The organism is Microbacterium sp. ACRRU (assembly GCF_022346945.1).
Lineage (GTDB): Bacteria > Actinomycetota > Actinomycetes > Actinomycetales > Microbacteriaceae > Microbacterium > Microbacterium mcarthurae.
On the sequence record NZ_JAKRNI010000020.1, the window covers coordinates 13,255 to 34,555 of the forward strand.

At 69.9% G+C, this 21,301-nt stretch carries 17 protein-coding genes; 7 read left to right on the top strand and 10 right to left on the bottom strand.

Annotated elements, in window-relative coordinates:
* Positions 1-134 precede the first annotated feature (134 nt).
* Positions 135-1,103: a LacI family DNA-binding transcriptional regulator gene (locus MHY30_RS10405; RefSeq protein WP_239276850.1), complete on the bottom strand. Its 969-nt coding sequence runs from the start codon at positions 1,101-1,103 to the stop codon at positions 135-137.
* A 136-nt stretch (positions 1,104-1,239) separates the two neighbouring features.
* Here MHY30_RS10405 and MHY30_RS10410 point away from each other — a divergent pair, with 136 nt between their 5' ends.
* Entirely contained in the window at positions 1,240-2,262 is a 1,023-nt protein-coding gene (locus MHY30_RS10410) for a 6-phosphofructokinase (RefSeq protein WP_239276851.1), read from the top strand.
* 104 nt (positions 2,263-2,366) lie between these two features.
* On the opposite strand, the gene MHY30_RS10415 is transcribed toward MHY30_RS10410, so the two are convergent.
* Both MHY30_RS10415 and MHY30_RS10420 read right to left on the bottom strand, forming a co-directional pair.
* Positions 2,367-3,737 (bottom strand): 2-oxo acid dehydrogenase subunit E2, encoded by a 1,371-nt coding sequence (locus MHY30_RS10415; protein ID WP_239276852.1) that lies wholly within the window; start codon positions 3,735-3,737, stop codon positions 2,367-2,369.
* 24 nt (positions 3,738-3,761) lie between these two features.
* Positions 3,762-5,936 carry a thiamine pyrophosphate-dependent enzyme gene (locus MHY30_RS10420; protein WP_239276853.1) on the bottom strand — a complete coding sequence of 725 codons (2,175 nt, stop codon included), beginning with the start codon at positions 5,934-5,936 and terminating at the stop codon, positions 3,762-3,764.
* Between the two features lie 223 nt (positions 5,937-6,159).
* Between MHY30_RS10420 and MHY30_RS10425 the strand changes: the two genes are divergently transcribed.
* On the top strand, positions 6,160-6,897 hold the full coding sequence (locus MHY30_RS10425) for a GntR family transcriptional regulator (protein ID WP_239276854.1): 738 nt from the start codon (positions 6,160-6,162) through the stop codon (positions 6,895-6,897).
* A 48-nt stretch (positions 6,898-6,945) separates the two neighbouring features.
* Here the strand turns inward: MHY30_RS10425 and MHY30_RS10430 are convergent, their stop codons facing one another.
* The 6 genes from MHY30_RS10430 to MHY30_RS10455 all read right to left on the bottom strand — a co-directional run bounded on the left by MHY30_RS10430 (position 6,946) and on the right by MHY30_RS10455 (position 13,992).
* A complete protein-coding gene (locus MHY30_RS10430; protein WP_239276855.1) occupies positions 6,946-7,719 on the bottom strand; it encodes an HAD-IA family hydrolase in 774 nt (257 codons plus the stop codon).
* Entirely contained in the window at positions 7,716-8,588 is an 873-nt protein-coding gene (locus MHY30_RS10435) for a class II fructose-bisphosphate aldolase (protein WP_239276856.1), read from the bottom strand. The genes MHY30_RS10430 and MHY30_RS10435 overlap by 4 nt, the downstream gene beginning before the upstream one ends.
* Positions 8,589-8,665: 77 nt before the next feature.
* On the bottom strand, positions 8,666-10,039 hold the full coding sequence (locus tag MHY30_RS10440; RefSeq protein ID WP_239276857.1) for an iron-containing alcohol dehydrogenase: 1,374 nt from the start codon (positions 10,037-10,039) through the stop codon (positions 8,666-8,668).
* Positions 10,040-10,079: 40 nt separating this feature from the next.
* Positions 10,080-10,904, bottom strand: coding sequence for an HAD-IIA family hydrolase (locus MHY30_RS10445; RefSeq protein WP_239276858.1), 825 nt, complete (start codon positions 10,902-10,904; stop codon positions 10,080-10,082).
* Positions 10,901-12,394: a glycerol kinase GlpK gene (locus MHY30_RS10450; protein ID WP_239276859.1), complete on the bottom strand. Its 1,494-nt coding sequence runs from the start codon at positions 12,392-12,394 to the stop codon at positions 10,901-10,903. Before MHY30_RS10450 ends, MHY30_RS10445 begins: the two co-directional genes overlap by 4 nt.
* Before the next feature lie 98 nt (positions 12,395-12,492).
* On the bottom strand, positions 12,493-13,992 hold the full coding sequence (locus MHY30_RS10455) for a glycerol kinase GlpK (RefSeq protein ID WP_239276860.1): 1,500 nt from the start codon (positions 13,990-13,992) through the stop codon (positions 12,493-12,495).
* A gap of 205 nt (positions 13,993-14,197) precedes the next feature.
* Here MHY30_RS10455 and MHY30_RS10460 point away from each other — a divergent pair, with 205 nt between their 5' ends.
* From MHY30_RS10460 to MHY30_RS10470, 3 genes are read left to right on the top strand one after another with little or no spacing between them, the layout of a single operon-like run.
* On the top strand, positions 14,198-15,142 hold the full coding sequence (locus MHY30_RS10460; RefSeq protein ID WP_239276861.1) for a hypothetical protein: 945 nt from the start codon (positions 14,198-14,200) through the stop codon (positions 15,140-15,142).
* A 4-nt stretch (positions 15,143-15,146) separates the two neighbouring features.
* A complete protein-coding gene (locus MHY30_RS10465) occupies positions 15,147-15,977 on the top strand; it encodes an HAD family hydrolase (RefSeq protein ID WP_239276862.1) in 831 nt (276 codons plus the stop codon).
* 9 nt (positions 15,978-15,986) lie between these two features.
* A complete protein-coding gene (locus MHY30_RS10470) occupies positions 15,987-17,264 on the top strand; it encodes a RuBisCO large subunit C-terminal-like domain-containing protein (RefSeq protein ID WP_239276863.1) in 1,278 nt (425 codons plus the stop codon).
* 57 nt (positions 17,265-17,321) lie between these two features.
* Here MHY30_RS10470 and MHY30_RS10475 read toward each other — a convergent pair whose 3' ends face one another.
* Complete coding sequence (locus tag MHY30_RS10475) at positions 17,322-18,089, bottom strand: triose-phosphate isomerase family protein (protein ID WP_239276864.1); 768 nt, start codon at positions 18,087-18,089, stop codon at positions 17,322-17,324.
* Positions 18,090-18,205: 116 nt separating this feature from the next.
* On the opposite strand from MHY30_RS10475, the gene MHY30_RS10480 reads away from it, so the two are divergent.
* Both MHY30_RS10480 and lpdA read left to right on the top strand, forming a co-directional pair.
* On the top strand, positions 18,206-19,882 hold the full coding sequence (locus MHY30_RS10480) for a glycerol-3-phosphate dehydrogenase/oxidase (RefSeq protein WP_239276865.1): 1,677 nt from the start codon (positions 18,206-18,208) through the stop codon (positions 19,880-19,882).
* Between the two features lie 4 nt (positions 19,883-19,886).
* Complete coding sequence (gene lpdA / locus MHY30_RS10485) at positions 19,887-21,284, top strand: dihydrolipoyl dehydrogenase (protein WP_239276866.1); 1,398 nt, start codon at positions 19,887-19,889, stop codon at positions 21,282-21,284.
* Positions 21,285-21,301 lie beyond the last annotated feature (17 nt).

The window sequence follows — 21,301 nt, forward strand, 5'->3', positions numbered from 1 at the left end:
TGCCGGCCGAGGCGCCGCCGCGCCCGCACCCGCGCGCAACGCCGGAGTTCTGCCGACCGAGGCGCCGCCGCGGCCACGCCGTCGACGCCGGCCGAGCCACCACCGCGGCCACGCCGTCGACGCCCGCCGAGCCGCTACCGCGAGCGCGCCGTGGAGGCTCGCGGAACCAGCACCGGGTCGGCCGGGGCGGCGGCGGCCTCGCCGAGCACCGCCGCAACCGCCTCGGCGGCCTCGCCGTCGACGTCGAGTCGCACGGTGGTGAGCGCGGGCGTGTAGAAGGCGGCATCCGGATTGTCGTCGAAGCCCGCGACGGAGACGTCCTGCGGTACCGTCAGCCCGCGCGCGGCGAGCGCGGCCATGAGCCCCAACGCCATCTGGTCGTTGGCGACCGCGACGGCCGTGGCGCCCGCGCGCACGTGCGCTGCGACGGCGTCGGCGGCCGCCGCGCCCGATGATGCACTCCAGTCCCCGTCGATCCGACCGACGCACGCGAGCCCGCGGCGCGCGACGGCATCGGCTACGCCGGACGCGCGCGCCAGCGCCTCGCGCCAGTCCGAGGGTCCGGCGACCTCGACGATGCGGCGGTGGCCGAGGTCGGCGAGATGCTCGACGACGAGGGCCGCCGCGGAACGCTGGCGGACGCCCGACTCGCCGTAGAGCGGCACGAGCGGAACGCCGTGCCCCTCGAGCGGGGTCGTGCTGTGCGCGGCGACGAGAACGACCCCGTCGACGCCCTGTGCGAGCAGGTGCCGGACCGCGGCGTCGATATCGGCGGGGTCGTCCGAGCTGGTGTAGGCGGTCGAGATCCACCGTCCCCGAGCCCGCGCCGCTCGCTCGAGGGCCGCGATGCCCGCCGACGGTCCGTGCAGGGCGGCATCGGATGCCACGACGCCGACCGTGCGCGTGAGGCTCGTGCCCAGCGCGCGAGCGGCGTTGTTCAGGCGGTAGTCGAGCGCGGCGACCGCGTCGAGGACGCGCTCGCGCGTGGCATCCCGGATGCCGGGGTACCCGTTCAGCACTCGGGAGACCGTCTGGGTCGAGACGCCGGCGGCGTCGGCGACCTCGCGCATACCGATGCGCTTTCCCCCGCCGTCGCCGCTCATGGTCCCTCACAGTAGCGGCGACATGACACCCGCCTGACGGCTATACTTGTATATACAACAGCCTTTGCGGTCGATGTCGACCGCGGAGAGGAGCGACCGTGAGCGCGACGACCCCACCCGTCCCCGAGGAGCAGCCGTGCGCATCGGCATCCTGACCAGCGGCGGCGACTGCCCCGGCCTGAATGCCGTGATCCGCGGTGCCGTGCTGCGCGGTTTCGCCGCCGGAGACCACACCTTCGTCGGTTTCCGCGACGGCTGGCGCGGAGCCACCACGGGCGAGCACCTCGTCCTCGACCGCGAGCGCATCCGCGGCATCGCGAAGCAGGGCGGCACGATCCTGGGATCGAGCCGCTTCAACCCGTTCGACAACGGCGGCGTGGAGCGCGTGCGTGCGAATTTCGCCGATCTCGGCGTCGACGCCCTCATCGCGATCGGCGGCGAAGGCACCCTCGCCGCGGCGCAGCGACTCGGAGAGGGCGGCATCCACGTCCTGGGCGTTCCGAAGACCATCGACAACGACCTCAACGGGACGGATTACACCTTCGGCTTCGACACCGCCGTGCAGATCGCCACGGATGCCATGGACCGTCTGCGCACCACCGGAGATTCGCACGGCCGCTGCATGGTGGCCGAGGTCATGGGCCGACACGCGGGGTGGATCGCTCTGCACTCCGGCATGGCCGCCGGCGCGCACGCGATCCTCATCCCCGAGCGCCGCACGACGATGGACGAGATCGCGACCTGGGTCACCGATGCCCGGGCGCGCGGGAAGGCCCCGCTCGTCGTCGTCGCCGAGGGTTTCCTCCCCGACCAGGCCGACGACCCGCACTCCGAGCGCGGGTTGGATGCCTTCGGACGCCCGCGCCTCGGCGGAATCGGGGAACGCCTCGCGCCGCAGATCGAGGCCCTCACGGGCATCGAGACACGTGCGACGACCTTGGGTCACATCCAGCGCGGAGGAATCCCGTCGGCGTTCGACCGTGTCCTCGCCACCCGCATGGGCATGGCCGCGACCGAGGCGGTGCTGCGTGGGGAGCGCGACCGCATGGTGTCGCTGCGCGGCACCGACCTGACCACCGTCCCCTTCGCCGACGCCCTCGACGAGCTGAAGACCGTCCCCGCCGAGCGTTATGCCGAGGCCGAGATCCTCTTCGGCTGACCCCGCACGCTCCCACGCGCGGTCCCGCCAGCCGGACCTGGACGGATGGGCGGATGCCGAGGGCCCCGGACCGTGATCGGTCCGGGGCCCTCGCGATTCCTGCGTCAGAGCAGGATGGTCAGCGGCGACTCGATGAGGGCGGCCAGACGGTCCAGCCAGCGCGCGGCGATCGCGCCGTCCACGGGCCGGTGGTCCACCGACAGGGTCACCGTGACGACGGTCGCCGCCTCCAGCTCTCCGCCCGCACCCACGACCGGGCGCGCTGTCGCGGCACCGATCGCGAGGATCGCGGCCTGAGGCGGATTGATGATCGCGGCGAACTCGTCGACGCCGAACATGCCGAGGTTCGAGATCGACAGCGTCCCGCCCTCGAGTTCGGACTGCTGGAGCCGACCCTCGTTGGCGCGGGCCACGGCATCCTTGATGCTGCTCGAGAGCACCGTGAGCGACATCGACTCGACCGAGCGGAAGGTGGGCGTGACCAGGCCGCGCTCGCTGGCCACCGCGACCGAGACATCGGCGGTGTCGTAGCCGACGACAGCGTCGTCGGTCCAGATCACGTTCATCTCGGGCACGTCCACGAGCGCACGCGCCGCCGCCTTGACGAAGAAGTCGTTCACCGAGACGCGCACGGTCGCCTGCTCGTTGATCTGCGCGCGCAGCGCCAGGAGGGCGTCGACGCGCAGATGCCGCGTGAGGTAGAAATGCGGGGCGGTGCGCTTGCTCTCCTGCAGGCGGTTCGCGATCAGTCGACGCAGCTTCGTGTGCGGCGTCGCCGTCCCTCCGGCGGGCGCCGCGACCGGCGCCGCGGGGGCCGTCGTGGTGCCGGCCGCGGGGGTCGCGGGCGACGATGCGGCGGGCGCGTCGGCCGCAGGGGCGGGCGCTGCGGCGGCCGCCTCGACGTCGGCACGCACGATGCGGCCGCGAGGGCCGGACCCGGTCACGGTGGCCAGGTCGACGCCCTTGTCGGCGGCGACCCGACGCGCGAGCGGGCTGGCGAAGATGCGCCCGCCGGTGTCGTTCGTCGCGGCCGACACCTCCTCGGTCACCAGCTCGGGCGCGGCATCGGCGGGGGGCGAGGCCGGAGCGGCCATGTCCTCCGCGGCGAGGGCGGCCGGCGGCGCCGAAGCCGAGCCGCTCGACGCCGCCGGGTCTGGGGCCGCGTCCTCGGACGCGGAAAGGGATGCCGCTCCGCCGAGCTGGGCGAGCAGCTCCTCCGCCTCGGCGGGGTCCTCGCCGGGGGCGATGAGGACGGCGATCGGGTCGCCGACGGGAACCATGGAACCGGATTCCGCCACGAGGGCGTAGATGACGGCATCCTCGTCGATCTCGATGTCGACGACCGCTTTCTCGGTCTCGACCGAGGCGACGGTGTCGCCGGCCGAGACGGAATCACCCTTTTCGACGGTCCAGAACTCCAGCGCCGCGGCGTCGGAGTCGGCGGAGACGCCGGGCATGCGCAGGTAACGAGCCATGTCAGTTGTCCTCTCTCGCCCGGCTCAGACGATCGCCGTCAGCGCGGCGACGATGTCGTCGGTGGTGGCCAGGGCCGCCGCCTCGAGCACTTTCGAGATGCTCGGAGACGACTCCGACCCGGTGACCCGCTCCACGGGAGCGTCCAACCAATCGAAGTACCGGCGTTGGATCTCGTCGGCGAGCCAGCCGCCGTACGACGTGCCCTCCGAGCCCTGCTCGACGATGAGGACCCGATTGGTCTTGCGGATCGACTCGCCGATGGTGTCCCAGTCCACGCTGGCCTTGTCGAGCCAGCGCAGGTCGATGACCTCGCCGTCGACGCCGGCTTTCTCGACCGCCTCGACGGCCCGGTGCACCATGGACAGGTAGCTGATGACGGTGACCTGGGTGCCCTCCCGACGGACGGCGGCCTTGCCGAACGGCAGGCAGTAGTCGAGGTCCTTCGGGGCCTCCCCCATCGACTTGTAGAGGTCGGCGTCGTGTTCGAGGACCGCGACGGGGTCCTTCAACCGCATCGCGGTGTTGAGGAGGCCTACGTAGTCCAGCGGCGATGAGGGCGCGATGATGCGCCACCCGACCGAGGTCGCGAGAATCCCGGCGGGGTCCATCGAGTGCTGCGAACCGTAACCGGTGTTGGTGCCGATCTTGATCCGCAGCAGCAACGGCATGTCGTGGTCGCCGCCGAACATGTGCCGCGCCTTGCCGATCTGGTTGAAGAGCTGATCGGCGGCCACCCACAGAAAGTCGGCGTACATGAGCTCGACGACCGGGTAGTAGCGCCCGTCGAGCGCGAGTCCTCCCCCGAAACCGGTGAAGGCGTTCTCGCTGATGGGCGTGCCGAGGGTGCGGTCGGGGAAGTCGTCAGCCAGGCCCTTCGTCGCTCCGCGCGACCCGCCGTTGAGGCGGTGCACGTCCTCACCGAGGACGACGATCGAGGGGTCTTGCTCCATACGGCGATGCATCACCTCGGCGATGACATCGACGAACTTCTTCTCCTCCAGCTCGTCGGGCCCGAAGTCGGCGTTGTCCTTGACGGCGACGTCGGTGATCTCGGGGATCTCGCCCCGGATGCCGAGGTTGATCGTGTCGGTCGACGGCCACAGCTCGGCGCGCAGCCGCAGCTGACCGGGCTTGCCGTCGGGATCCGCCTCGACGACGGTCGAACCGACTTCCTGCATGATCTTCTTCGCGCGGGTGCGCACCGCCTGCGCCTCGTCCGCGCTCAGGATGCCGCGGCGCACGATGTGGGACTCGACCAGAGCGATCGGGTCGCGATCACGCCACCCTTTCTCCTCATCCTTCGTGCGGTATCCGAAGGCCGAACCGGGGAAGGGTCCGTTCTGGTGGAAGAAGCGGTACGTGTCGGCCTCGACGATCGTCGGTCCTCCCCCGGCCCGCATGAGTTCGACGGCCTGCTGCATCGCGAGGTAGACGGCAAGGGTGTCCTGCCCGTCGACGCGCCAGCTGGGGATGCCGAACCCGAGTCCGCGGCCGGACAGGCGCGCTTCGCCGGTGGCTTCGGCGACGGTCGTCGACACGGCGTACTGGTTGTTCTCGATGAAGAAGCACGTCGGCGTCTTCCATGCCGAGGCGAGGTTGAAGCTCTCGAGCACCGAGCCGATGTTGACCGCACCGTCACCGAAGAACGTCACCGCGACGTTGTCGGTGCCCGCGTGCTGATCGGCCCACCCGAAGCCGACGGCGAACGGAACCGCTCCTCCGACGATGGCGTTGGTGCCCATCGCCCCGGCCTCGGTCCACTGCAGGTGCATCGAACCTCCGCGACCCTTGCAGTAGCCGTCGCGCAGACCCGCGATCTCGGAGAGCGCACGGTAGAGCACCTCGCGCACCTCGGGCGAGAAGTCGGCGGTGGCGTCGAACCCGTTCGGCTGGACGTGACCGAAGGCCTTGGCGAGGAACTGGTGGTGGCCGCGGTGCGACCCGTTGACCTGGTCGGCGCTGACCAGCGGCAGCGCCGAGCCGACGGCGCCGCCCTCCTGCCCGATCGAGGAGTGCGCGGGACCGTTGATGAGCTTCTGTCCCGCGAGCTCGAGCACGTACTCCTCGAAGGCGCGGATGAGGTGCAGCTGCACCAGCATGGTCTGCAGGAGCACCGGGTCAGCGGCATCCCAGTCGGCCTCGGTCGTTCGGAGTTCGACCCACGGTGCCGCGGGCTCCAGCGTGATGGTCTGAGCCATGATCCTCATCCTCGATGAATCCTCCGGCACGCAGTGGCCGGACCGACGTCGGGCCGACACGGTCAGATAGGCTTCAGCGAAGCCGAGCGGACGTCGTCGTACCCGTTGTAGAAATACAATACAAGTATATACAAGGTTAGACGAGTTTGTCCGATTCGGCGACGACGATGATCGGCGACGCGCGAGCTGCGATGTCGCGACCGCCGCACGGAAGGGGCACCGGATGACCGAGAAGCTGGATCGCGACTCTGCAACACCGCTCTACATCCAACTCGCCGACGTGATCCGCGACAAGATCCAGCGCGGCGAATGGGTACCGGACCAGAAGATTCCGTCCGAGAACGAGCTCAACCAGATCTACGGCATCAGCCGCATGACCGCCCGCCAGGTGCTCGCCCGGCTCGTCGATGAGGGACTGCTCTTCCGCGTCCAGGGCAAGGGCACGTTCGTGTCCCGGCGCAAGATCAGCACGCGCTCTCCGTCCTACCAGGGCATCCGCGAGCAGCTGGAGCAGCAGGGCTACGCCACCGAGACCGAGGTCCTCACCAGCACCCTCGTGGATGCCGACGCCCGCGTGGCATCCGCCCTCTCGCTGCCCGAGGGGACCCAGGTCTACAACGTGCGCCGGCTCCGCCGCGTCGAGGGCCACCCAATCAGCCTGCACGAGTCATTCGTGCCCCGGGCCCTCGCCCCCGAGATGCTCGATCGCGACCTCGCGCACGAGCAGCTGTGCACGGTGCTGGATCGCGACTTCGGTCTGCGGATGGCCGGGGTCACCGAGACCCTCGAGACGACCACCGCCTCCCCCGCGGTGGCCAAGCTGTTCGGCACGCGGGCGGGCACGCCCCTGCTTCTGCTGGAGCAGCGCATCGCCGCACCCGACGGCACGCCGTTCGAGTTCAGCCGCATCAGCTTCCGCGGCGACATGATCCGCCTGGAGTTCCATTACGACCTCACCTGAGATCGCACGCACGACGGCCCCGCCGAAGCGGGGCCGTCGTGCGTGCGATCAGGCGCGTGCCGCGAGAATCCTCTCCAGTCCCTCGACGCCGATGACGCCGCGGTCATCGCGCACGTCGAGCCCCGAGCGGACCGTCGCCGGCGTGCGAGCATCGCCGACGACGTCGACGATGACCGCCGCCGCCGGGAAGTCGTCGTCGGCGGTGAAGTGACTGACCGTCACGATGTGGGCCATCCCCGCGGCAGCGGCCGCGGCGGCACCGGATTGCGAGTCCTCGATGACCACGATCTCCTCGGGCGAGCGGCCGAGCGACTCCGCCGCCAGCAGATAGATGTCGGGCGCCGGCTTCTTGGCCGGGACGACGTCGCCGGCGAACACCCCGGCCATACGCCCGCGCAGCTCGGACCCCACCACGGAGGCGAGCACGGCCTCGACGCTCTTCTCGGCGGAGGTCGACGCACAGGCGACCTGCCAACCGGCATCCAACGCCTCCCGGACGATGCGGGCGATTCCCGGCCGCCCGGGGAGAGCGCCGCTTTCGACCAGTTCGACGTAGATCTCGGACTTGCGTTTGTGCGCGCGGACGATCAGCGCGTCGACCTCTTCGGCAGTGCCGAGACCGATCTCGGGATGCTGGGCGAGGTAGGCGCGCATGCGCTCTTTGCCGCCACCGATGCGCAAGAGCGGGCCGTACTCGTCGGCGCTCCACCGGAACGGCATCCCCAGCTCCTCGAAGGTGCGGTTGAAGGCGACCAGGTGGCCGTCCAACTCGGTGTCGGCGAGGACGCCATCGCAATCAAGGATGAGGGCGCGACCGCTCATGCGGGCACCTCCTGACGCGAACCCGAACGGAACAGGGCGATGTGCTCGGTCACGACGTCCTCGACCGCGGCCCCGATCTGGTCGAAGAGCCGCACCGGCTCCCACTTGCCGGTGCGCTCGGCCTCGGCGAGGTGGTCACGCGCGGAGTACATGTACGCCAGCTTCAGCGCGGTGGAGATGTTGATCTTGGACACGCCGGCATCGATGAAGCGCGCGAACTCCTCCCCCGAGAGCCCCGTCCCGCCGTGCAGCACGATCGGGATGTCGGTCAGCGCGGCGAGCGCGGCGACGCGGTCGAACAGCAGCACGGGCGAGGCCTTGTAGAGCCCGTGGGCCGTTCCGAGGGCGGGGGCGATGAGATCCGTGCCGGTCTCCTCGGCGACCGCGACGAGCTGCTCATCGGGGTAGAAGTGCACGTTCGGGTCGTCCGAGCCGACGCCGTCCTCGACACCGACGATGTTCTCGATCTCGCTCTCGACGTCGACACCGGCCGCGTGAGCCTCCGCCGTCACCTCGGCCGTCTCCGTCCGAGCGACGTCGAAAGGACGGTCGGAGGCGTCGAACAGCACCGACGACCAGCCGTGGGCGATCGTCTCGGTGATCACGGCGCGGTCCGGGCAATGGTCGAGGTGAAGGGCGACGGGGACATCGGCGGCGTCGGCGGCCGCGCGTGCGAGGCCCGCCAGCACCTCGGCTCCGAAGTACTTCACCGTCTTGACCGAGGTCTGCAGGATGATGGGCGACCCGGCGCGGTCGGCCGCACGGACGACAGCGGCGATCGAGATGCCGTCGACGATGTTCACCGCGGGGATCGCGTACCCGTTCGCGCGCGCCTCGCGGGCGAGCAGCTTCGTGCTGGCGAAAGTCATTGGGGGTTCCCTCCTCTGGATCGGAGCGGCTCTGCTGCGATCAGTTTAACAGTACAAGTATAGCCAACCCTATACAACTAGACCCCTCCGTGGCCGCCGCCGGCGCGCTCGGCCCGGGCGAACACACGATCGAACAGGTCGTCGTTCCAGCGGCCGGCGAGGACGAGCAGATCGGCGAGCGACATCCGATCCCGCATGAAAGGCAGCGCCTCGAGCGCCCAGCGCGCCCGATCCGCCGACACCGCGGGGCGCAGCTGGGCGAACGTCGTCGGCGCGCCCCACGCCCGCAGAGCCGCCACCGGAAGCGCGGGGTCGGCGGCGAGCGCACGCAGCGTCGACACGTGCTCGCGGCGACGGTGGAAGAAGTCCTCGATCATGGGCGCGGCGGCCACCCATCGGCGCATCTTCGTCTCGACAGCGCGCCAGCACTCGTCCCCCAGCGCTCCGGAGGAGTCGACGGGATGCCAGACCGCCCGCACCCGCTCTTCCAGGCCGAGCGGCACGACGAGGTCGTCCGGACCGACGTCGAACACGCGTTCTTCGGTCAGCGCCACGTCCCACAGCGCCGCCGAAAGGACGCTGGCGACGCCCACCTGCGCACCGTGCAGGTCGTGCTCACCACCCTCCGCGAGCGCGGCCATGTCCAGGACATGGCTGACGAGGTGTTCGACACCCGACAGCGGCGCCGTGCTGCCCGCCTCGCCGATGACGAGACCACCGACGGTGAGCACATCCACGAGGGCGGCGAGCCGCTCGTCCGCGGCGAGCGACGTGTCCGCCAACCGCGGGGCGAGGTCGCGCACGGGGTCGACGAACCGGCTGTCGTACGCGCCCGGATCCATGCCGAGCGCGCAGGCCAGGTACCAATCGGCCGGGGACGACCAGATCGCCACGGCGTCGCCCACGCCCGCTCGCGTGAGATCCATCGGCGCTCCCGCGACGACATCGTGATCGACCACGAGGGCGTCGGGCCATCGGCTGGGGACCGTCCGCTTGGCTCCGCTGCGCACGAGCACCGACAGGGGGTCGGCGAACCCGTTCACGCTCGCGGCCGTCTGCACGGACACGAGCGGGACCCGCAGCGTCGCCGACACGACTTTGCCGAGGTCGCTCACCGTTCCCGAGCCGACGGTGACGATGATCGCGCCTCCCGCGACCGCGGCCGTCACCTCGTCCACCGTCGCCTCGTCGAGAGTGACGCCGTGCGGGCCGGCGGGCACGGGAACCGCGCGCCGAGGCCGCCCTGAGGGAAGAGCGGCGCCGACCAGGGCGTCCAGGGGGGCGCCGGAGACGAGCTTGGGGGTGTCATCGGAGACGAGGACGATGTCCCCGACGGGGGCGAGCTCGTCGACGAGGGAGGCGAGGTGCCGCAACGCGCCGGGTTCGGCGATGAGGCGCATCGCCCCGCCGGAGGACGTGCGGGCCAGGTCGATCGTCGATACGGAGGTCATGGGGGATCCTTTCCCGCGTCGCGCGCGCGACGCGGAGACGTCAGCGGAGGGCGAGGTCGACGTCCAGGAGGTCGTCGATGCGGTCGAGCACGAAATCGGGGCGCTGCTCCTCCGGCGCCGCCGCCAAGAGGCCGCGGTCGGTCTCTCCGGTCAGCACGAGGGCCGAACGCATTCCGGTGTTCTTGGCGAAGAGCATGTCGGTGGCCAGCCGATCGCCCACCATCACCGAGGTCGCGGGATCCAGACCGGTCTCGGCGGCGATGATCTCCAGCAGATCCTTCGACGGCTTGCCGAAGACGGCCTCGCATTCGATCTGGGTTCCCGCGGTGATCGCGGCCGTGATGCAGGCGGCATCCGGTTCTCCACGCCCGCCGGGGAAGGGGCAGAACCGGTCGGGGTTCGTCGTCACCAGCCGAGCGCGCCGATGGAACCACAGCGCGTCGAAGGCGATCTGCAGCTTGCGGTACTCGAACGTGCGGTCGTACGACGACACGACCAGGTCGATACGCTCCGGGTCGTCGCTCATGTGGATACCCGCCTCAGCCAGCGCCTCGACCAGCGGCATCTCGCCGATCGGGAACACGGCCGCGTGAGGCATGGTGCGACGGATCCACGACACCGTCGCGGCGAGGCTCGTGTAGACCTCGGGCACCGCCGTCGGAAGTCCCAGCCGCGTGAGTTTGTCGGCGTAGTCCTCGGGACGCTTCGTGGGGTTGTTGCTGCAGAAGATGACGCGCTTGCCGCGCGCGCGCAGCCCCTCGATGAGACGTTGCGCCCCGGGCAGGAGCGCTTCGCCGAGGTAGATCGTGCCGTCCAGGTCGAAGACGTAGGACTCGAAGTCCGGGATCTGTGCGGGGCGGTTCATGCCACGGCCGCCGTCCAGCCACGGGTCAGATCGCGCGCCGCACGCCACCCCGCGTAGAGCTCGTCCGCGCGACCGGCGTCGATCTGCGGCTCGAAGACGCGGTCGACGACGTACTTCGACCGCACTTCCGCCAGATCTCGGTACACCCCGGTGGAGAGGCCGGCCAGCATCATGGCACCGAAGATGGTGGCCTCGGAATTCTTCGGCCGGACGACGGGAATGCCGAGCACATCGGCCTGCAGCTGGCACAGGAGGTCGTTCTTGACGGCCCCTCCGTCCACCCGCAGCTCGGGGATCTCGAAATGCGAGCCCGTGACGGCGGCATCCACCAGATCCCGTGTCTGGAACACCATCGACTCCACGGCGGCGCGGATGATGTGCAGACGGTTGGTCGCATTGGACATCCCGACGATCACGGCCCGCGCGGTGGGGTCCCACGTGGGCGCTGCCAGACCCGTGAAGGCCGGGACGAGATACACGCCTTCCGTCCCGGCGACCTGACCGGCGTACCACTCGCTGTCGGGAGCGGCGTGGATGAGCTGGAGGTCGTCGCGCAGCCACTGCATCGTCTTGCCCATCGCGTACACGACGCCCTCGGTCTCGTACATCACCTCGCCGCGGATGTTCCACGCCGCGCTGGGGGTCAGCCCCTCGGGACGGAAAGGGGTCGCGCCGTTGTTGATGTTGAGGACGCCGGCGGTGCCGTAGGTCATCTTCACCTGGCCCTGCGCGTGCGCCGCCTGGCCGAACAGGCCGGCCTGCTGGTCTCCGAGATCGGAGGCGATCGGCACAGGCGCGCCGAACGTGGCCTCGATGGTGCCGAAGTGCGCATCGGAGGGAACGATGCGGGCGAGCATGTGCCGCGGAATCCTCATCCCGCGCAGCAGATCGTCGTCCCAGTCGCAGGTCTCAAGGTTCATCATCATCGTCTGCGACGCGTTCGAGGGCTCGGTGACGAAGGACTCACGACCGGTGAGGTTCCAGATCAGCCACGTGTCGACGGTGCCGGCCAGCAACTCGCCCCGCTCGGCGCGTTCCTGCGCCCCGGGCACGTGATCGAGGATCCACCGGATCTTGGATGCCGCGTAGAAGGCGTCCGGGACGAGGCCGGTGCGCTCCTTGATCAGTTCGCCGAGACCCGAGTCCACCCACTGCTGGACAACGCCGTCGGAGTGGCGGGAGGCCCACACGATGAGGTTGAAGATGGGACGCCCGGTCTCCTTCTCCCACACCATCGCCGACTCGCGCTGGTTCGTCAGGCCGACCGCGGTGAGCTGATCGGGGGTGATTCCCGCCTGGCTCATCGCCTCGCGCATGACGTCGAGCTGCGTGTGGAGGATCTGCATCGGGTCGTGCTCGAGCCAGCCGGGGCGCGGGGAGATCTGGGTGAGCTCGGACTGCCCGAATCCGAGCACGGTGGCGTCCTCGTCGATGACGAACGCCCGAGCGCTCGTCGTTCCCTCGTCGATACCGAGGATGTACTGGGTCACAATGTCGCCCTTCGTCTGGCGGTGGCGGAGCCCGCGCGGCGTTCCGCGGGCAGGGCGGAGCACCGGTGCGCTGCGCGCACCGGTGCCCCGGAGGGGGATCAGGCGACCTGGACCTTCTTGGTCCACCCCTTGGTCAGCTCGCGGGCGGCGGTCCAACCCGCGTAGCGCGCGTCGGCCTCGTCCCGGCTCATCTGCGGCTCGAACACGCGGTCAACCACCCACTTGGACTCGAGCTCTTCGAGGCTGGAGTACACGCCCGTGGTCAGACCCGCCAGCAGCATGGCGCCGAAGATCGTCGCCTCGGCGTTCTTGGGCCGGATGACGGGCACGCCGAGCATGTCGGCCTGCAGCTGGCACAGCAGGTTGTTCTTCACCGCACCGCCGTCCACCCGCAGTTCGGGGATCGACAGGTCCGAGCCCGCGAGAGCGGCCTCGACGACGTCGCGGGTCTGGAACACCATCGATTCCACGGCCGCGCGGATGATGTGCAGCCGGTTGGTGGAGTTGCTCATGCCGATGAGTGCGGCACGCGCGTACGGATCCCACGTGGGGGCGGCGAGGCCGGTGAAGGCCGGGATCAGGTAGACGCCCTGCGTGTCAGGCACCTGCCCCGCGTACCACTCGCTGTCGGGGGCGGCGTGGATCAGCTGCATGTCGTCGCGCAGCCACTGCATGGTCTTGCCCATGGCGAACAGGACGCCCTCGACCTCGTACGCCGTGGTTCCTTGCACACCCCACGCCAGGCTCGGGGTGAGGCCCTCGATACGGCGCGGCGTGCTGCCGCAGTTGATGTTGAGCACGCCCGCGGTGCCGTAGGTCATCTTGACCTGACCCGGGGTGAACGCGGCCTGACCGAAGAGACCGGCCTGTTGATCGCCGAGGTCGGACCCGATGACGACGGGCGCGCCGAAGGTCGGCTCGATGGTGCCGAAGTTCGAGTCGGACGGGACGATCTCGGCGAGCATGCCGACCGGAATGTTGTAGTGCCCGAGCAGCTCCTCGTCCCACTGCAGGGTCTCGAGGTTCATCATCATGGTGCGCGACGCGTTGGAGTAGTCCGTCTTGAACGACTTCCGCCCCGTGAGGTTCCAGATGAGCCACGTGTCGACGGTCCCGGCGAGCAGCTCGCCGCGCTCGGCCGGCCCCTGCGCTCCCGGCACCTGGTCGAGGATCCACCGGATCTTGGATGCCGTGTAGTAGGCGTCGGGGATGAGGCCGGTGCGCTCCTGGATGAGGTCGCCGATGCCGGCATCCACCCAACCCTGGACGATGTCGACGGAGTGGCGTGAAGCCCAGACAATGGCGTTGTAGATCGGGCGGCCGGTCTCCTTGTCCCACACGATGCCGGTCTCTCGCTGGTTGGTCAGGCCCACGCCGGCCAGCTGATCGGGCGTGATGCCGGCGTCACGCAGCGCGGCGCGGATGACCTCGAGCTGTGTGTTCAGGATCTGCATCGGGTCATGCTCGATCCAGCCCGGCCGCGGGTAGATCTGCGTCAGTTCGGCCTGACCGAAGCCGACGACGGTGGTGTCCTCGTCGATGACGAAGGCACGCGCGCTCGTGGTTCCTTCGTCGATTCCCAGCAGGTATTTGACCATGGGTACTCCCACTTCATCGTGTTGGAGGTGAATGCGTCGTCGGGCACGGGCGTCCGACGGCACGCTGAGGTTATTCGGATAGAACTTGTATAGTCAAGTATTGCCCTGTTAGTCGCAGATCTCTACTCTGTGATCCGGTCGGTAGCGCCCGACCGAAGGTTATCCCTATCCGCGCACACAACGACGTGAAGCCAAGGACACACACATGGACATCGATCTCTTCTCGATCCTCGCCGCCGCCGCCGGCGGCTTCTTCGGCGCCGCCATCGGCGCCCTGCAGGCGTTCATCTTCACCGGGGTCATGGTGCTCGTCGGGCTCGTGAGCCTGATCGCCGATCCCTCCTCGCCGATCCTCGGATCGGTCGCCTTCGGACCGGCATTCGGTCCGCACATCTCCTTCGCCGGTGGCGTCGCCGCCGCGGCGTACGCTGCTCGCAAGCACGATCTCCAGGGGAAGGACATCGTCACGCCCCTGGCGAAGTTCGCCCAGCCCGACGTCCTGCTCGTGGGCGCCCTGTTCGGCGTCTTCGGCTACTTCCTCCAGAAGCTCGTCGCGCTCATCCCGTGGTTCGGGGCGAACACGGACTCCGTAGCCGTCACGGTCCTCGTGTCGGCGCTCGTCGCCCGGATCGTCTTCGGACGCAAGGGCGTCTTCGCTCGCAACTCCTCCGGCGCCAGCGGCTGGGCCGCGTACTCGCCGTCGGACGAGGGCCGGTGGATCGAAGGACAGGAACGCTTCGTGCCCAACACCGTCCTCGGCGTCTTCGTCGGCGGGCTCGGCGCCTTCGTCGCCATCACGATCGCGCAGTCGCTTCCCGCGATCGCCGGGAGTGCCGCAACGTTCATGTTCGCCGTCTCCGCCGTCTCGCTGATCTTCCTCACCATCGGCATCCCGGTTCCCGTGACACACCACATCACCCTGCCCGCCGGCGTCGCCGCCGTCACCTTCCTCCCGATCGTCGGCGGACAGGCGTGGGCGGCCATGCTCATCGGCATCGCGGCCGGTGTGCTCGGCGCCTGGATCGCCGAGGTCTTCGCCCGGCTGTGGCTCGCACACGGCGACACCCACATCGACCCGCCGGCCGCGGCGATCTGGCCCGTGACCACCCTCGTCCTGGGCGCGGCCGCGCTCTTCCCGGCGGTGAGCTGACCCGATGGGCCACGAGACCGGGACCCCGCAGGACGTCCACGCCGTCGCCCTCGACGTCGACGGAACCATCGCCGGCGCCGACCACGCGGTGAGCGCGCGCACGATGGCCGCGATCGCCGCCGTGCACGCCGCGGGGCTCCCGGTCTTCCTTCTCACCGGCCGATCGCGCCGCAGCGTCCTGCGCCTGGCGCGTGAGCTGGGGTTGCGCAACCGCGTAGCCGCAGCCAACGGTTCGGTCGCCTTCGACCCCGTGGCCGACGTCGACACGCGCGTCGCGCCGATGTCGGCCGCAGACGTCACCGCCGCGGTCGGGCTTCACCGCTCCACGGGACTGGCCCTGACGTGGTGGGAACGCGACACCATCTGGGTGGATGCCGACGGCCCCGCGGCCGACGAGCTGATCGCGCTCGGAGAGTCGCCCGAAGCGATCCGCGTCGGCGACCCCGACGGCATCCGCCCGGACACGACCCTCAAGATGATGCTGCACGGGACACCGGAGGCCCTCGACGCCGCCGCGCACGAGGTGCGCACCGCTCTCCCGGACGCGGCCCGGTCGATGGACACGTTCTGGGAATTCGTCGCACCGGACGCCCACAAGTGGGCCGCGTTGCAGCATCTGCTCGCGGGGGAGATCGATCCCGCACACGTCCTCGGCATCGGCGACGGGGGCAACGACGTGCCCTGGCTGAGCCGCATCGGCCACCCGGTCGCGATGGCGAACGCCCGCGAGGAAGTCAAAGCGCTCACCCGACGCCATACCCTCCACCACGCGGACGACGGCGCCGCCGTGGTCCTCGAACAGCTCGCCGCCGAGCTGAACCGAGCCCGACACTGAAGGAACCCCATGCCCACTCCCCTCGACCTGTTCGCCCTCCCCGAGACCGTGCGCGACAGCGACCACATCGTGGCGACCTACGTGCTCGAGCTCCCGGCCGACGCCGACGCTCTCGTCCGCGCCACCCGCTTCGCGGTGGGTCAGACCATCGGGACGTGGCTGCCGGTTCCCGGGATCACCGACGACATGCGCGCCCGGCACGAGGCTCGCGTGCTGAGCGTGTACAGCCTTCCCCCCTCCGACACCACACGCATCGACGATCCCGCGCGGATCGGCTACGTCCTGCGCATCGCCGTCCCCACGATCAATTTCGGCGCCTCGCTGCCGATGCTGCTGACGACCGTGCTCGGCAACGATTCCTCGACGTCGGTGGAGGCCAAGCTCGTCGACCTCGAAATGCCCGAGTCCTTCACGCGTTCGTTCTCCGGACCGGCCTTCGGCGTCGAGGGCCTGCGCCGACTGACCGGCGTCCAGGACCGGCCGCTTCTGCTCAACATGCTGAAGCCGTGCGCGGGCATGCCGCCCACTGTCGCCCGGGACGTGTTCTTCGAGACCGCCCTCGGGGGCATCGACCTCATCAAAGACGACGAGCTCACGGCCGACCCCGAGTACTCGCCCGTCGTGGAGCGCGTGCGCCTCTTCACCCGAGCCGCACGGGAAGCCGCGCAGGAGACCGGCATCGAGACGATCTACATCCCCAACGTCAGCGATCGACCGGATCGCATGATCGACACCGCCCGCCGCGCCGTGGACGCCGGTGCCCGCGCCGTCATGGCGACCTACGCCACGGTGGGGTACGGGTCGCTCGAGGCCCTGGCCGAGGCCGTCGACGTCCCCGTCCTCGCGCACTTCGCGGGCGCGGCCCCCTACTTCGAAGGACCGTCGACGGGCATGAGCGCTCCCCTGGCCATGGGCCTGCTACCGCGCCTCGCCGGCGCCGACCTCGCCCTGGTCAGCACCCCCTACGGCGGTGCGACGATCCGCTCGCTGCCCTATCAGCGCACCGTGCACCAGCTGCTCCTCCCCCGGCCCGGCATCGCGCCGACGATGCCCGTCATCGGTGGCGGCGTGCACCCCGGCACGGTCGCCCGCTACGTCGCCGACCTCGGCGTCGACATCGTGCTCGGCGCCGGAGGCGCCGTCCAGGGTCACCCCGGGGGCGCCGCGGCCGGCGTCCGAGCGATGCGTCGGGCGATCGACGCCGCCGTCGCGGGGATCCCGGTCGAGGAGGCCGCGGCGGACACAGACGAACTCCGGGTCGCGATCGACGCGTGGGGCGTCATCTGACCCGGAGTTCCCTCGACGGCGGCCCGGATGCCACGCACCCGGGCCGCCGTTCGGCATTCACGTGGATCGCACCTCGGCGATCGTGGCGAGAAAGCCCGCGGCATCCACTCCCGCGCGGCCGAGGAAGACTCCGTCCGGGATGCCGCTGGGCGCACCGGCCGCACGGCCGGCCGCGGCGATCGCCGCGTACGTCCCGGGGCCGGCACTGCCGCCGTAGACCACCCGCACCGGGCCGCGGCGATCGGCGAGGAGTTCTCGGAGCCGGGCGACGACACCCACGACGTGGGCCGGTGGGGCGGGTTCGGCCGCACCGATCGCCCACGTGGGCTCGTAGGCGACCACCACGGGCGCGTCTGCGGCGATCTCGCCGAAGGCCGCGTCCAGCTGCGGCCGGATGATGCGCTCGGGGTCGGCACCGCGTTCGGGCTCGCCCACGATGAGGACGGGGGCGATGCCCGCGCTCGCTGCGGCGCGCGCCTTGGCCCCGAACACCTCGGGGGTTTCGCCGAAGTACCGCACGCGCTCGGGGTGCCCGATCATCGCCAGCCGCGCGCCGAGTCCCGCCAGCAGCTCCGCGTTGTCTTCTCCGGTGAAGGCCCCGACGGGGTGCGCCGACACGTCCTGGGTGCCGACGACGACGCCGAGCGGCGCGAGCATCTCAACGCCCCGGGCCAGGAGGGCGGCGGGCAGACAGACGAAGACGCCCTCGCCCCGCTCAGGAGTGCGCTGCAGACCGTCGACGAGGGCGTCGAGCCAGCGCTCAGCGGTATCGGCGGTGAGGTAGCTCTTCGGGCTGCATCCGACCATGGTCGCGGGCAGGGACATCAGACCTCCTGTCGTTCGGATCGGCATCCTCGCTCGAACCGAAGTTGTGTACTCTTGTATATACATCTTAGGTGCACCGGCACCGCCCATGTCCCCGTCAATGGAGAACGAGACATATGACCAGCTTCTCTCGCGCCGATGCCGCGCAGCTGACCGGCCGGACGTTCGACGTCCTCGTCGTGGGGGGAGGCATCAACGGTGTCGCGATCGCCCGCGACGCCGCCACCCGCGGACTCTCCGTCGCCCTGATCGAACGCGGCGATCTCGCCGTGGGCACGTCGTCGTGGAACAGCCGCCTCATCCACGGCGGGCTCCGCTACCTCGAGCACGGCGAGATCCCGCTCGTCTACGAGTCGCTCCACGACCGCGAATGCCTGTTCCGCATCGCACCGCACCTGGTCACGCCGCTCCCCTTCGTCGTGCCCCTGTACGGACACAACCACCTCCCGGGCTGGATGTTCCGCATCGGACTGCTCATGTACGACGTGCTGTCGCTGCGCAAGTCCGTGCCCGCACACCGCTACCTCGGCCGCAAGGCCATCGACACCGAGCTGCCCGGGCTCGAGAAGGACCGCCTGTCCGGCGCGGTGCGGTACTACGACGGGCAGGTCACCTACCCCGAGCGCCTGGTGATCGAGACCGCCCTGTCGGCCGCCGACTCCGGCGCCGTCATCGGCACCTACATCGAGGCATCCGACGTCCTGCGCGACGGCGCGCGCGTCGTCGGCGTCGCCGCGCGCGACGTTCTCACCGACGAGACGTTCGAGATCCGAGCCGGCGCGGTCGTCAACGCCGCCGGCCCCTGGGTCGATGAGATCGGACAGAAGCTGGGGATGCCACGACAGATCGGCGGCACGACGGGCACGCACTTCGTCGTAGACGCCTTCCCGGGCGCTCCCGACGCGTGCATCTACTTCGAAGCCCGATCGGACAATCGTGCGATTCTCGTCATCCCGTGGAACGGCCGCTACCTCATCGGCACCACCGATGACCGCTTCGACGGGGACCCGGGGGCGGTGCGCGGAACAGACGAGGAGGTGGCCTATCTCCTCGCCGAGACGAATCTGCTGATCCCCAGTGCGCACCTCACCGCTGACGACGTTCTCTACACCTACACGGGAGTGCGCCCCCTCCCCTATCGGCCGGGAGTCAAGGCCGGCAACATTCCGCGCAGCCACCTGATCCTCACGCACGACGACGCCCCCGGTCTCGTCACGATCGTCGGCGGCAAGCTGACCCCGCACCTCAGCCTCGGACAGCAGACCATCGACAAGATCGCTCGGAAGCTCGGGCGCCGCCTGACCCCCTCCCGGACGGCGCGGATGCCGCTTCCCGGCGCACTCTCTGCGCGCTGGGCGGGAGCCGCGGCGGCGCGTCAGAGCCTGCTCGCAACCCTCCCCTTCGAACCCGCGCTCGCGGAGCGCCTCGTCGATGTGTACGGCGCGGGGGCAGCGGCGATTCGCGACCTCGCGGCGACCGACCCCGGGGAAGCAGAGGTGTTCGGCCACGGCCGGGGCGCCGTTGTCGCGGCGGAGGTGACCCATGCCATCCGCGCAGAGGGCGCCGCCACCCTCGTCGACATCCTGCACCGGCGCACACTCGTCGGTCTCGAGCCGGCGCTGGGCACCGACGTCGAGCGCGCCGTGGCCGAACGCGCCGCGCGCGAATTGGGGTGGGATGCCGCGCGGGTGGCGGCCGAGATCGCCGCCCACCGCTCCTACATCGAGCGTCTGCAGGGCGGGGTCTCCCGTCCGCGCACGGTCGCCCCCGCCACCGCGAACACGAAGGGCTGAGCGCATGCCTCATTACGATCTGGTCATTCTTGGTGCGGGTCCCGGCGGGTACGTCGCGGCCGTGCGCGGCGCGCAGCTGGGGCTGTCGGTCGCGATCGTCGAAGAGAAGTATTGGGGTGGGGTGTGCTTGAACGTGGGCTGCATCCCCTCCAAGGCGCTGCTGCGTAACGCCGACCTCGCGCACACCTTCAACGCCAAGGCCGACCTGTTCGGTATCTCCGGGGATGTGCACTTCGACTTCGGCAAGGCGTTCGACCGGTCCCGTTCGGTCGCGGCCGGTCACGTCAAGGGCATCCACTACCTGATGAAGAAGAACAAGGTCACCGAGTACGAAGGCCGTGGTCACTTCACCGACGACCACTCCCTGACCGTGACCAAGACCGACGGGTCGACCGAGCAGGTCACCTTCGACAACGTCATCATCGCCACCGGCTCCACCGTGCGGTTGCTGCCCGGGGTCGAGCTGTCCGAGAACGTCGTCACCTATGAAGAGCAGATCCTCACCCGCGAGCTGCCCGCATCCATCGTCATCGTCGGCGCCGGCGCGATCGGGATGGAGTTCGCGTACGTGATGACCAACTACGGCGTGAAGGTCACCATCATCGAGTTCCTCGACCGGGCCCTGCCCAACGAAGACGCCGAGGTCTCCAAAGAGATCCAGAAGCAGTACAAGAGCTACGGCGTGGACATCCTCACCTCCACCAAGGTCGACTCGGTCACCGACCACGGCGACAAGGTCACCGTCGCCTACACCACCAAAGACGGCTCGACCGGCTCGATCGACGCCGACCGGGTGCTGATGTCGATCGGGTTCGCGCCCAAGGTCGACGGGTTCGGCCTGGAGAACACCGGCGTGAAGCTCACCGAGCGCGGCGCGATCGACATCGACGACCACATGCGCACCAACGTCCCCCACATCTACGCCATCGGCGACGTCACCGCGAAACTCCAGCTCGCGCACGTCGCCGAAGCCCAGGGCGTCGTGGCGGCCGAGACCATCGGGAACGCCGAGACCCAGACGCTCGGCGATTACCGCAACATGCCCCGCGCCACCTTCTGCAACCCCCAGGTCGCCTCCTTCGGCCTCACCGAGCAGCAGGCCCGCGACGCCGGCCACGACATCAAGGTCGCCAAGTTCCCCTTCTCCGCCAACGGCAAAGCCAACGGCCTGGGCGAGCCCGTCGGCTTCGTCAAGCTCGTCGCCGACGCCGAAACGCTGGAACTCATCGGCGGACACCTCATCGGCCCCGACGTCTCCGAACTCCTCCCCGAACTCACCCTCGCCCAGAAATGGGAGCTGACGGCGTGGGAGGCCGCGCGCAACGTCCATACCCACCCGACGCTGTCCGAAGCGATGCAGGAGGCCTTCCACGGGCTGACCGGTCACATGATCAACGCCTAACGCGGCGCGCAACCCCC

Coding starts and splice junctions, on each gene's coding strand:
- MHY30_RS10435 (WP_239276856.1), bottom strand. CDS start 8,588: ATGACTTTCGCCAGCACGAAGCTGCTCGCCCGCGAGGCGCGCGCGAAC.
- MHY30_RS10440 (WP_239276857.1), bottom strand. CDS start 10,039: ATGACCTCCGTATCGACGATCGACCTGGCCCGCACGTCCTCCGGCGGG.
- MHY30_RS10415 (WP_239276852.1), bottom strand. CDS start 3,737: ATGGCTCGTTACCTGCGCATGCCCGGCGTCTCCGCCGACTCCGACGCC.
- MHY30_RS10475 (WP_239276864.1), bottom strand. CDS start 18,089: ATGTCCCTGCCCGCGACCATGGTCGGATGCAGCCCGAAGAGCTACCTC.
- MHY30_RS10480 (WP_239276865.1), top strand. CDS start 18,206: ATGACCAGCTTCTCTCGCGCCGATGCCGCGCAGCTGACCGGCCGGACG.
- MHY30_RS10425 (WP_239276854.1), top strand. CDS start 6,160: ATGACCGAGAAGCTGGATCGCGACTCTGCAACACCGCTCTACATCCAA.
- MHY30_RS10455 (WP_239276860.1), bottom strand. CDS start 13,992: ATGGTCAAATACCTGCTGGGAATCGACGAAGGAACCACGAGCGCGCGT.
- lpdA (WP_239276866.1), top strand. CDS start 19,887: ATGCCTCATTACGATCTGGTCATTCTTGGTGCGGGTCCCGGCGGGTAC.
- MHY30_RS10405 (WP_239276850.1), bottom strand. CDS start 1,103: ATGAGCGGCGACGGCGGGGGAAAGCGCATCGGTATGCGCGAGGTCGCC.
- MHY30_RS10430 (WP_239276855.1), bottom strand. CDS start 7,719: ATGAGCGGTCGCGCCCTCATCCTTGATTGCGATGGCGTCCTCGCCGAC.
- MHY30_RS10465 (WP_239276862.1), top strand. CDS start 15,147: ATGGGCCACGAGACCGGGACCCCGCAGGACGTCCACGCCGTCGCCCTC.
- MHY30_RS10470 (WP_239276863.1), top strand. CDS start 15,987: ATGCCCACTCCCCTCGACCTGTTCGCCCTCCCCGAGACCGTGCGCGAC.
- MHY30_RS10460 (WP_239276861.1), top strand. CDS start 14,198: ATGGACATCGATCTCTTCTCGATCCTCGCCGCCGCCGCCGGCGGCTTC.
- MHY30_RS10445 (WP_239276858.1), bottom strand. CDS start 10,904: ATGAACCGCCCCGCACAGATCCCGGACTTCGAGTCCTACGTCTTCGAC.
- MHY30_RS10420 (WP_239276853.1), bottom strand. CDS start 5,936: ATGGCTCAGACCATCACGCTGGAGCCCGCGGCACCGTGGGTCGAACTC.